A 9,257-nucleotide genomic window follows, 5' to 3' on the forward strand; every position below is an offset into this window, starting at 1 on the left:
CAATATTGCGAGGGCACGGTGCACGGCCTGTCCGGCCGCTACAATCTGGCGACAGGAAGCGGCTTTCTTGCTGTGCGGACACGGCCGAACTCATCGTCGCGGATGATCGGCCAGTTGTTCAATGGCGATCATACCGAGATCTTCGACCGACGCGGCAACTGGTATCAGGTCGAAATCGGCGGCCGGACCGGCTGGGCAAACGCACGCTGGCTGCGCAACGATTGCGGCTACTGAGACATCAGTGCATGTCGCCCAAAAGTGGATCCGGTTTTGGGATAACGACATGCATCAAACAAAGACCTAAGTCGCGTCGCAAACGCGACGCGACTTTTGGGCGCAGGCTGAAGACCATGGTTGCAACCAAATTGGCTGCTTTGCGTTGCGGCCATGATGGACAACAAACCTTTTGAAGTGCCGGTCGTCGTCGAACTTGGCCACGTCGGCAAATATCGCCATATCCGCAGCGCCCAGGAGGCGGCGGAGTGCCTGATGACCGTGTGGCCGCTCAATCGCGGCCCGCGCCATCGTGATGCCCTCGACACTTGCCTCAAAGTACTGGAAGGTTATCGTTCGACTGCAGATGCGCGCCGGGCGCTGATTGAAGCCGCCAAGGAATCGGAAGTGCTGGTGCCCGACGACAGACTGCCAGACGACCGGCTGCATTGAGCAGACGGACCTTTCAACTGGAGGTTTTCATGGCGAAGCTGACTTACAAGGTCGTCGAGCATGACGGCGGCTGGGCCTACAAGGTCGGAGCGACCTTTTCGGAGACGTTTCCCACCCATCAGGACGCCTTGCGCGCCGCCGAAATCGCCTCGGCCGAGCAGCAAGTCGCCGGAGCCACGGACGGCATCCAGTACGAGGACGCCGAAGGCAAATGGCATGAGGAACTGGCCGATGGCCGGGATCGACCGCAGACAGAGGTCTCCGACTGACCCTTCGTCAGGGAGCCGACCGCGGACGCCCGGAGAGAAGGGCGTCTCGCGGCGGCAGAAGCCTGCGGCTGACTATTTGCCGCAGTACTGGTCGTTGACGTTCCCCTGAGCATTCGCATCAGGACCGGCGGTGTTGGAGGCGCAAGGCCCGGCTGCGCCGGGGTTGCCGAGGGTGTTCAGCCCGGAGCTGTCGCCATTGATGCTACCGGTTGTGGTAGTGTCCACAGACGATGAATCCTCATTGCCGAAGAGCCAGTTGTGGTGGAGCCAATCTTGATGATTGCCGTCCGACGACTGCGCCATCGCCGATGTGGCGAGACCGATCGTCAGAACGGATGCTGCGAGAAGTTTCCTGTACATTGAATTACTCCGTGTCTTGGCCGCCTTGGGTGCGACACGGGTAAAACCCGCCAATGAGCCGAATGGTTCATTGAAATTGTTGTGAAGCCGGGTTGATGTCGGATCGGAAAGCACGGGCCGCAATGCGTTTGATGAACGCGATGACCCGTTCCGGCTCGTTGAATTGCGGCATGTGCCCGAGGCCGTCGACAGATTCGAACTCAAGCCTTTCGATCTTGTTCTGCATGGGCTCGCCGTGGGTACGGATATCGATAACACGATCGACCGTACCGAAAAGAATGCCGGCCGGCATGACGATCTCGCCATAACGACCCTCGATGCGGCCGAGATCTTGTTCTACCGCCACGACATCGGAGGACGTGGCGTAGAAATGGGCTGGTCTCAGCCCCAGCCACCCACCTCCGTCGACCATGTAGTCGGCAGGAAAAGCCTGCGGCGCGAAGATGAATTCCATTGTCGGCCGCGCATATCTAAGGCTCGTCGGTATCGCCAGGGTATAGCTCATGATCCGACGCCATAGGCGTGACGGGATATAGAGCGAGCCCAGCTTTTCACGCGCACCGGCTTCCATGTGGGTCAATGGCGACAACAAGGCGATGCCGGAAATCACCTCGGGGTGCTCCACGGCAAGGGTCAGCGCGATGGCGCCGCCGAGGGAATGACCGACCACCAGCGGCCTTTCCAGCCCAAGCGCTTCGATGAAGCCTCGCACGATTCCAGCCTGTTCGGGCAGGCCACCGGAGGCGCCGCTGGCGCGCACCGAATAGCCCGCACCCGGTCGGTCGAGCGCGATCAGCCGGTAGCCCGGGCCGAATCGTCCGAACAGAGTGTGCCGGAAATGATGGAGCTGAGCGCCAAGCCCATGCACGAAGACGATCGGCCGCCCCTCACCCTGATCGACATAGTGGATGCGGTTGCCGTGGATCTCGATGAATTTTCCGACCGGCGGCACCAGCCTTTCGGCCTTGGCAGCGATCCACAGCGTCGCCAGCACCAGACTGGCGATCCCCAAGACTGCCAGCAACACCAGAACGACCAGCAGCCACGACAGAATCGACAGGAGCATTGTTCACCCGGATCAGAGCCTGGTTGAGCTTAGCCGCATCCGGTGCCGCTGCAACCTTGCATCGAAACGGGGGCGGCATTGCGGCCGCTGCCGCGCCGCGCTATCTCAGGCGACCTTTCTTGCCGGAGCTTCCCATGCCTGAAATCGTAACCGCCGCCATGCTCGTCATCGGCGATGAGATTCTGTCTGGCCGCACCAAGGACAAGAACATCGGCCATCTCGCCGACATCATGACAGCGATCGGCATCGACCTGAAGGAAGTGCGCATAGTCCCGGACGAGGAAGACGAGATCATTGCTGCGGTGAATGCCGTGCGCGTCCGCTACACTTATGTGTTCACCACCGGCGGCATTGGCCCGACGCATGACGACATCACGGCCGATTCCATTTCCAAGGCCTTCGGCGTGCCTTGTGAATACGATGCCAAGGCCTACGCGACGCTGGAGGCAAGCTATGCCGCACGCGGCATCGAATATACCGAGGCCCGCAAGCGCATGGCACGGATGCCGCGAGGCGCCGATCTCATCGACAATCCGGTGTCGGTCGCGCCCGGCTTCCGCATCGGCAACGTCCATGTCATGGCCGGTGTGCCATCGATTTTCCAGGCCATGCTCGATAATGTCGTGCCGACGCTGAAGGCCGGCACGAAAATGCTGTCGGCAACCGTGCCCTGCCCGTTCGGCGAAGGCCTCATCGGCGGGCCGCTGGGCGACATCCAGAAAGCGCATCCGGACACGATCATCGGCTCCTACCCGAAATATGGCGACGGCAAGTTCTGGACCGAACTGGTCGTGCGTGCCCGCAGCCAGGAGGCGCTGGACGCCGCCCGCGCCGATGTCGAGGCAATGGTCACCGGGTTCGCCACAATCCCGGCTGATCCGGTCCAGACCGGAACCAAGCACGACGCTGCAACGTTTCCTCGGCGCGAGTTCGATAGCTCGTAGACTGAGGGATCATCATGCGATTCAAAACCATCGTCGCCATTCTGCAGAACGAGCAGGACGCGGAGCGGGTGCTCGACTGTGCCATTCCGCTCGCCACCCGGTTCCAGAGCCATCTGATCGGCATCCACGCCGAAACGCTTCCCGTGCCCTACACCTCTGCCACAGGCTTTCCGGACACCGAGTTCCTGCAGGTTTCGGCCGACATGAACCGGGAGCGGGCCGAAAAGCTGCAGGCCGTGTTTCTCAGGCATATCGAGAATTCCGGTCTATCCTTCGAGTGGCGAAGCCTGGAGAGTTTTTCGGGCGACAGTGCGCTGACCGGGATTTCAAGCGTGCGGGCCGCCGACCTGATCATAGCGGCGCAGCGCGAAACGGGCGGTGACCCGAGCGCGGATGTCGACACGCTGGTCTATGACGCCGGCCGGCCGGTGCTGGTGGTGCCGCATGCGGGTCCGCTGGTCACCACCTTCAAACACGTGCTGCTCGCCTGGAACGGCAGCAAGGAAGCGGCGCGCGCCGCCTTCGACGCGCTGCCCTTCATCATCGAAGCCGAGAAGACCGACATATTGGTCATCGACCCCCCTGAAACGCTCGACGACAGCCCAGAGGCCGCCGGGGCCGAAATCGCGTCCGCGCTATCGCGCCACGGCGCCACCGTGAGCGTCTCGGTGCAGCGTTCGGGCGGCAATTCGATCGATGACATCATCCAGACCAGGATCGCGGAGACCGGCGCCGACCTGCTGGTGCTCGGCGCCTACAGCCACTCATGGCTGCGCCAGCTTCTGTTCGGCGGCGTGACGCGCACGGTGCTGCGCACCGCGCCGGTGGCAGCCTTCCTGTCGCGCTGATGCCTGTCGCTCAAAAAAATGGCTCCGGTTTTGAGACAACGACATGCATGCAAGCAGAGACTTGAGGCGCGTCGCATGAATCCGTTTCGACGCGATACGCTTTAAGTCCACAGTGATCACTCAGGCCTGCCCTTGCCAAGGCCCCTGCTCTTGCCAAGACGGGGGCTTTCCGGCTAATTCCGCGCGCATTCCCCTGTTTTCTTGCGCGCGATCCCCGCGTGCTGCGGAGTGCGCGACATGTCCCTTCCCGAAAAAGCCTTTCCTGTCTCCTGGGACCAGTTCCATCGTGACGCCCGCGCGCTCGCCTGGCGGCTGGCCGGTGCCAACAAAGGGCAGTGGAAAGCGATCGTCTGCATCACGCGAGGCGGGCTGGTCCCCGCGGCGATCATCTCGCGCGAACTCGGCATCCGCGTCATCGAGACGGTCTGTGTCGCCTCCTATCACGACTATACCAGCCAGGGGCAGCTGCAGGTCCTCAAGGAGATCACCCCTGCCCTGCTCGCCGAAGACGGCGCCGGCGTGCTGATCATCGACGACCTGACCGACACCGGCAAGACAGCGGGCATCGTGCGCGCGATGATGCCCAAGGCGCATTTCGCCACCGTCTACGCCAAGCCGAAAGGCCGGCCGCTGGTCGATACTTTCGTCACCGAAGTCAGCCAGGACACCTGGATCTATTTCCCGTGGGACATGGGCTTCACCTACCAGAAGCCGATCGCCGACGACCACGCCGGCTGATTCGCAACAACCTGCCTGTTACATACCAGCAGCTTGCACCGGACATGATTTGCTTTCGCAAACGGGCCTGGCAGGCCAGATATTTTGTGAAATCGACGCCTATTGGTGGAAATCGCCAGGGAGAGTGAAATTTTTTACTTTTATTGCTGATAATTAGCCGTAAGATTCGTGAGGCGGCAAACGATTCTGGGGGCTGGGGTTAGCTTCTCCGATGTTGACGAGGCCAACGACGCACAACCATCTGGTCGAAAGGGTCCGGCGACTCTTCGGCACCGCACCCTGTCGCCTACAGGTTGCCGCCCTGCCTTGGCGCGATACCGGGAACGGCGTCGAGATCATGCTGATCACCAGTCGCGATACCGGTCGCTGGGTTTTGCCCAAGGGCTGGCCAGAGGCCAGGGAGCCGCTCTGCGAGGCCGCAGCGCGCGAGGCCGGCGAGGAAGCCGGGCTGCGCGGCAGTGTCTCTCATCTCGAAGCCGGCCGTTACTTCTACGCCAAGGTACTGGCTTCCGGCGAAGAAGTGCCGTGCGAGGTCCTGGTGTTCCCGCTGCATGTCGACAAGATCGCCGACCGCTGGAAGGAAAAACACTCCCGCACCCGCAAATGGGTCAGTTCCAGCGAAGCGGTGCACATGATCAACGAACCTGATCTTTGCCAGATTATCGCCTATTTCTGCGCCGACCCGCACAGCTTTCCCTAAACGGGATTGGATGGCCGCACCGCGCGCCCAAGTTGTAAACCAGTTCGGCTTGCAAGGCGCGATACGCATTTGCGCATCAACGTGAATGCTTTGCTAAGGAATCAAAGGTAGGATTCGGCAGCTCTGGTATTTTTCAGCGATGTCGAACCCTGCAAATCCGATTCCGAACGTGTCCGACGAGCCCCAGCGCGAGCATCGTCCGCGTGTGCTCAAGGGCGGGTCAATCATTACCGGAATTTCGAATTCGGAAGTCGGTTGCACGCTGCGCAATCAGCACGAAAGTGGCGCCGAACTGAAGATACCGCTCGAAGCCCGGGTTCCCGATCACTTTCTTCTCTATGTGCCGCTCGACGGCATTGCCTATCGGTGCGAGGTCCGCTGGCGGCGCAACGACCGCATCGGGGTGCAGTTCACCAGCACCGAGCCAAAACCCCGGCTGCATTACGGCTGATCCTGCCGGGACCTGGGGTTGGCAAGCCGACCACCAGCCAATCTCGAAAACATCAAGCTAAATTAGCGGCTATGGCTGGCCGTTCCGCCAACCCAGACGCGTTTCAATACGCCCGGCGCTCAGTTTGACCAGCGCAGCCAGGTCCGGGTTCTTTTGTTTCAGCTTCAGGTCGGGAACGACGATCGAGATCGTCGCGCGACAGGCTCCCAGATTGTCGCGGATCGGAGCGGCGATACAGGCGACTGAAAAATCGGATTCGCCGGCCTGGATCGACAGCCCCTGCGCCAGCGTCGCTGCGGATGCCTTGGCAAGCACATTCTTGTCGGTTTCGGCGCGCCCCGTCGGCGAGGCCGTCGCCGAGCGGGCGAAGATCTCCAGACGCTCGGCTTCCGGCAAATGACCGACCAACAGCCGGCCCGAGGCGGTCCAGTTGAGCGGCGTGCGCGTGCCGACGCGCGACGTCACCTGGAAATGATCCTTGCCCTCTTCCATGGCGAAGACGACCATGTGGTCGCCATCGCGACCACATATCTGGACGGTCTCTTTCGAATTCTGGGCCAGTTCATGCATTTCCTGCACCGCAACGTTGAGCAGGTCGAGGGTGCGGGCATAGGTCAAGCCATATTGATATAGCCGCGGCCCGAGCCACAACAGGCCGCCATCCTTGCGGTCCAGAAGCTCCTTCTCGACCATGTCGTCGACAATGACATAGATGGTCGACAGCGGTGCGCCGATATCGCGCGCGATCTCATAGGCGGTTGCAGGCCGTCCCTGCCGCTGCAGGCAATCCAGAATCTGCAACGCACGGTCAATGCCGCTGGTACGCGACCGGCGCGGCTCTGTAGCGACCTTGGTGCTGCTCAGGTCTCGATCGGTTGTCGTCGTTGCCATGAGGCCTCGGGGTTCATCGCGCATGGTTGTCACAGGGCAGTAGCATGGCGGCAGTCAATCCGGCCAGTTGAGGATTGCCGCCTCGCTGGCGAGGACGCGCTCGTTGAAAGGCGTCGCGATGATCTCATTCGACTTGCGCGCAATATCGAGTTCCTCGCCAAGTCGGGCAGCCACGACGAACTCTTCGTCCGGATGAAGGTTGCAGGGGTCGAGAAGGAAATAGCCATGCTCGACTTCGTGGTCGCGCACGATCACCGGCCGGTCGCCGGCGGCCAGACGATCGGCGAGATCCCATGCGGTGATGCGGGCCTGTGCCGGATCGATCGTAAGCTTCAGGCGGTCGAGCGGGTTGTTGGTCGGATCGGGCTCGATGCTGACATTGACGCCAGCCCGCCCTTCAAGCGTCTGTATCCAGCAATCGAGCGCCCTGCGTTCGCGGGCACGAATGGCGTCATGGTCACGCACCTTCCAGGCCTGAAGTGCCGCGAGCGCCCCGACGATGCCCTCCTTGCCCACCTTCATGCCACGGCCGATGCCGCGGTTCTGCAGGTAGACGTTGCGAACTCTTTCCTTCGGCCCTGCGACAATGCCGGAGGTCGGGCCGCCAAGGAATTTGTGGCCGGAATAAAGGACGAGATCGGCGCCGGTTGCGAGAAAGCCGGTGAGATCATATTCCGACGCCGCATCGACGATGACAGGCACGCCACGCGCGTGCGCAACCTCGGCAAAGATCGCCAGCGGTATCTGGGCATAGTCGACCACATGATGCGAAACGACAAAGACCGCCGCCGCGGTGCGATCGGTGATGGCACCAGCCAGATGATAGGCCGAGGCGCTGGTCGCCTGGCCAACCGGGACGACCTTGGCGCCGGTCAGCCGGATCGCCTGTTCCACCGGCGCACCATAGGAGATCATGTGCCCGGACTGGATCAGCACCTCGTCTTTCAGGCCTGATGTGTCGGGCAGCCGCTCGATCGCCCAGAGGTTCGGCCCGGTCATGCAGGCAGCCACGGCAAGACTGATCGCCGCCGAACAGGAAGCCGTGATGAAGCCGGCTTCGGCGCCGGTCAATTGCGCAATGACGGCACTGGCACGCCGATGCAGGTCGCCCATTTCGACGAATTCGCCGAGGATGGCGGAGACGGCCTCGACCGCTTGCGGGACGACGATGGAGGCACCAAGCGAGGTCATCGTGCCGGACACGTTGATGACGGGCCTCAAGCCCAGCTGGCGGCGGATGTTGTCGGGTCTGTTGTGCTTGGTCATGTCCTGTCCTCAGTCGATCGCTATGACGGCTTCGATCTCGACGGTGATGCGGCCGGGCAAGGAGCCATGGCCTACCGCTGAACGCGCGTGGATACCGGCTTCCTGGAAAACATCGATAAGCAGGTCCGAACAGCCATTGATGACAGCCGGATGGTCGGCAAAGTCGGGTGTCGCGTTGACCATGCCGAACAGCTTGACCACACGCCGCACACGGCGCAAGTCGCCCAGGGCCGCGTGCATGACGGCGATCAGGTTAATGCCCGTCAGCCGGGCATGGGCATAGGCCTCGTCAATGGTGACGTCGGCGCCGACCTTGCCGGTATGGAGCCGGCCATCGGCTTCGCTCGGTCCCTGGCCGGACAGGAACAGCAGCTTTCCCTCCTGGACGTGGGTAACAAAATTGGCGATTGGCGACGGCGCCTCGGGCAACGTTATGCCAAGCGCCGAAAGCCGGCTGTAGGGCGTGCTGTCCGGATGCTTGAACAGCTCGGAAAAGGTCATTTCAAACTCCAGTCAGACATTTTTTCATTGTGGCGGATGCATGCCACGTGATGTCCGCCGCCGACAGGCTCGACCGGCGGCACGGTTTCAGCGCAGGCCGCGATCGCTTCCGGACAGCGGGTGCGGAAGACGCAGCCGGAAGGCGGATCGATCGGGCTTGGAATGTCGCCATGCAAAGGTATGTGCGAGCGGCGCCGCGTCGGGTCCGGCACTGGCGCTGTCGCCAGCAGGGCTTTCGTGTAGGGGTGGCGTGGCGCGGCATAGACAAGGCGGCTCGGGCCGCGCTCCATGACGCGGCCGAGATACATGACCACCACCTCGTCGCAGAGATATTCGACCACCGAGAGGTCATGCGCGATGAACAGCAGCGTCAGGCCAAGCTTTCTTTGCAAGTCGCCGAACAGATTGAGCACCTGTGCCTGCACCGAGACATCGAGCGCCGAAACCGGTTCGTCGGCGACGATGAATTGCGGCTCGACGGCGAGCGCGCGCGCGATGCCAATGCGCTGGCGCTGGCCGCCGGAGAATTCGTGCGGATAGCGGCTGGCGTGGTCAGG

General features: G+C 62.1%; 14 protein-coding genes. 8 read left to right on the forward strand and 6 right to left on the reverse strand.

Annotated features, from left to right (window positions below; all coding sequences use genetic code 11):
* From EN935_RS12095 to EN935_RS12105, 3 genes are all read left to right on the forward strand, one after another.
* On the forward strand, nt 1-234 hold a 234-nt coding region (locus EN935_RS12095; protein ID WP_164771095.1), incomplete at its 5' end, for an SH3 domain-containing protein.
* Between the two features lie 153 nt (nt 235-387).
* On the forward strand, nt 388-666 hold the full coding sequence (locus EN935_RS12100; RefSeq protein ID WP_013532012.1) for a DUF982 domain-containing protein: 279 nt from the start codon (nt 388-390) through the stop codon (nt 664-666).
* Between the two features lie 29 nt (nt 667-695).
* On the forward strand, nt 696-935 hold the full coding sequence (locus EN935_RS12105; RefSeq protein WP_109671741.1) for a DUF2188 domain-containing protein: 240 nt from the start codon (nt 696-698) through the stop codon (nt 933-935).
* 72 nt (nt 936-1,007) lie between these two features.
* Here the strand turns inward: EN935_RS12105 and EN935_RS12110 are convergent, their stop codons facing one another.
* Both EN935_RS12110 and EN935_RS12115 read right to left on the reverse strand, forming a co-directional pair.
* Nucleotides 1,008-1,295, reverse strand: coding sequence for a hypothetical protein (locus tag EN935_RS12110; protein ID WP_109671742.1), 288 nt, complete (start codon nt 1,293-1,295; stop codon nt 1,008-1,010).
* Between the two features lie 67 nt (nt 1,296-1,362).
* A complete protein-coding gene (locus EN935_RS12115) occupies nt 1,363-2,361 on the reverse strand; it encodes an alpha/beta fold hydrolase (protein WP_127263046.1) in 999 nt (332 codons plus the stop codon).
* Nucleotides 2,362-2,495: 134 nt separating this feature from the next.
* On the opposite strand from EN935_RS12115, the gene EN935_RS12120 reads away from it, so the two are divergent.
* The 5 genes from EN935_RS12120 (at nt 2,496) to EN935_RS12140 (ending at nt 6,042) form a co-directional block, all read left to right on the forward strand.
* The gene (locus tag EN935_RS12120; protein ID WP_245468720.1) at nt 2,496-3,305 is read left to right on the forward strand and encodes a competence/damage-inducible protein A; all 810 of its coding nucleotides are present in this window, start codon (nt 2,496-2,498) and stop codon (nt 3,303-3,305) included.
* Between the two features lie 14 nt (nt 3,306-3,319).
* Nucleotides 3,320-4,153 carry a universal stress protein gene (locus EN935_RS12125; protein ID WP_126069269.1) on the forward strand — a complete coding sequence of 278 codons (834 nt, stop codon included), beginning with the start codon at nt 3,320-3,322 and terminating at the stop codon, nt 4,151-4,153.
* Nucleotides 4,154-4,390: 237 nt separating this feature from the next.
* Complete coding sequence (gene gpt / locus EN935_RS12130) at nt 4,391-4,891, forward strand: xanthine phosphoribosyltransferase (RefSeq protein WP_057145797.1); 501 nt, start codon at nt 4,391-4,393, stop codon at nt 4,889-4,891.
* 211 nt (nt 4,892-5,102) lie between these two features.
* Nucleotides 5,103-5,591: an NUDIX hydrolase gene (locus EN935_RS12135; protein ID WP_109669793.1), complete on the forward strand. Its 489-nt coding sequence runs from the start codon at nt 5,103-5,105 to the stop codon at nt 5,589-5,591.
* Between the two features lie 139 nt (nt 5,592-5,730).
* The gene (locus EN935_RS12140) at nt 5,731-6,042 is read left to right on the forward strand and encodes a PilZ domain-containing protein (protein WP_127265617.1); all 312 of its coding nucleotides are present in this window, start codon (nt 5,731-5,733) and stop codon (nt 6,040-6,042) included.
* A gap of 69 nt (nt 6,043-6,111) precedes the next feature.
* On the opposite strand, the gene EN935_RS12145 is transcribed toward EN935_RS12140, so the two are convergent.
* The 4 genes from EN935_RS12145 to EN935_RS12160 form a co-directional block, all read right to left on the reverse strand.
* Nucleotides 6,112-6,933 carry an IclR family transcriptional regulator gene (locus tag EN935_RS12145; protein ID WP_126069270.1) on the reverse strand — a complete coding sequence of 274 codons (822 nt, stop codon included), beginning with the start codon at nt 6,931-6,933 and terminating at the stop codon, nt 6,112-6,114.
* Between the two features lie 54 nt (nt 6,934-6,987).
* Nucleotides 6,988-8,199, reverse strand: a complete 1,212-nt coding sequence (locus EN935_RS12150; RefSeq protein WP_127265618.1) for an aminotransferase class V-fold PLP-dependent enzyme — start codon at nt 8,197-8,199, stop codon at nt 6,988-6,990.
* A gap of 9 nt (nt 8,200-8,208) precedes the next feature.
* Nucleotides 8,209-8,700, reverse strand: coding sequence for a RidA family protein (locus EN935_RS12155; protein WP_127265619.1), 492 nt, complete (start codon nt 8,698-8,700; stop codon nt 8,209-8,211).
* On the reverse strand, nt 8,697-9,257 hold a 561-nt coding region (locus EN935_RS12160), incomplete at its 5' end, for an ABC transporter ATP-binding protein (RefSeq protein WP_164771096.1). The genes EN935_RS12160 and EN935_RS12155, both read right to left, overlap by 4 nt.

The sequence above is a fragment of the Mesorhizobium sp. M7D.F.Ca.US.004.03.1.1 genome, from assembly GCF_003998635.1.
GTDB classification, from domain to species: domain Bacteria; phylum Pseudomonadota; class Alphaproteobacteria; order Rhizobiales; family Rhizobiaceae; genus Mesorhizobium; species Mesorhizobium loti.

What these genes read in the sequence shown, in the direction of transcription:
- EN935_RS12125 (WP_126069269.1), top strand. Translation starts at nt 3,320, where the DNA reads ATGCGATTCAAAACCATCGTCGCCATTCTGCAGAACGAGCAGGACGCG.
- EN935_RS12135 (WP_109669793.1), top strand. Translation starts at nt 5,103, where the DNA reads ATGTTGACGAGGCCAACGACGCACAACCATCTGGTCGAAAGGGTCCGG.
- EN935_RS12120 (WP_245468720.1), top strand. Translation starts at nt 2,496, where the DNA reads ATGCCTGAAATCGTAACCGCCGCCATGCTCGTCATCGGCGATGAGATT.
- EN935_RS12100 (WP_013532012.1), top strand. Translation starts at nt 388, where the DNA reads ATGATGGACAACAAACCTTTTGAAGTGCCGGTCGTCGTCGAACTTGGC.
- EN935_RS12140 (WP_127265617.1), top strand. Translation starts at nt 5,731, where the DNA reads ATGTCGAACCCTGCAAATCCGATTCCGAACGTGTCCGACGAGCCCCAG.
- EN935_RS12105 (WP_109671741.1), top strand. Translation starts at nt 696, where the DNA reads ATGGCGAAGCTGACTTACAAGGTCGTCGAGCATGACGGCGGCTGGGCC.
- EN935_RS12115 (WP_127263046.1), bottom strand. Translation starts at nt 2,361, where the DNA reads ATGCTCCTGTCGATTCTGTCGTGGCTGCTGGTCGTTCTGGTGTTGCTG.
- gpt (WP_057145797.1), top strand. Translation starts at nt 4,391, where the DNA reads ATGTCCCTTCCCGAAAAAGCCTTTCCTGTCTCCTGGGACCAGTTCCAT.
- EN935_RS12145 (WP_126069270.1), bottom strand. Translation starts at nt 6,933, where the DNA reads ATGGCAACGACGACAACCGATCGAGACCTGAGCAGCACCAAGGTCGCT.
- EN935_RS12150 (WP_127265618.1), bottom strand. Translation starts at nt 8,199, where the DNA reads ATGACCAAGCACAACAGACCCGACAACATCCGCCGCCAGCTGGGCTTG.
- EN935_RS12110 (WP_109671742.1), bottom strand. Translation starts at nt 1,295, where the DNA reads ATGTACAGGAAACTTCTCGCAGCATCCGTTCTGACGATCGGTCTCGCC.
- EN935_RS12155 (WP_127265619.1), bottom strand. Translation starts at nt 8,700, where the DNA reads ATGACCTTTTCCGAGCTGTTCAAGCATCCGGACAGCACGCCCTACAGC.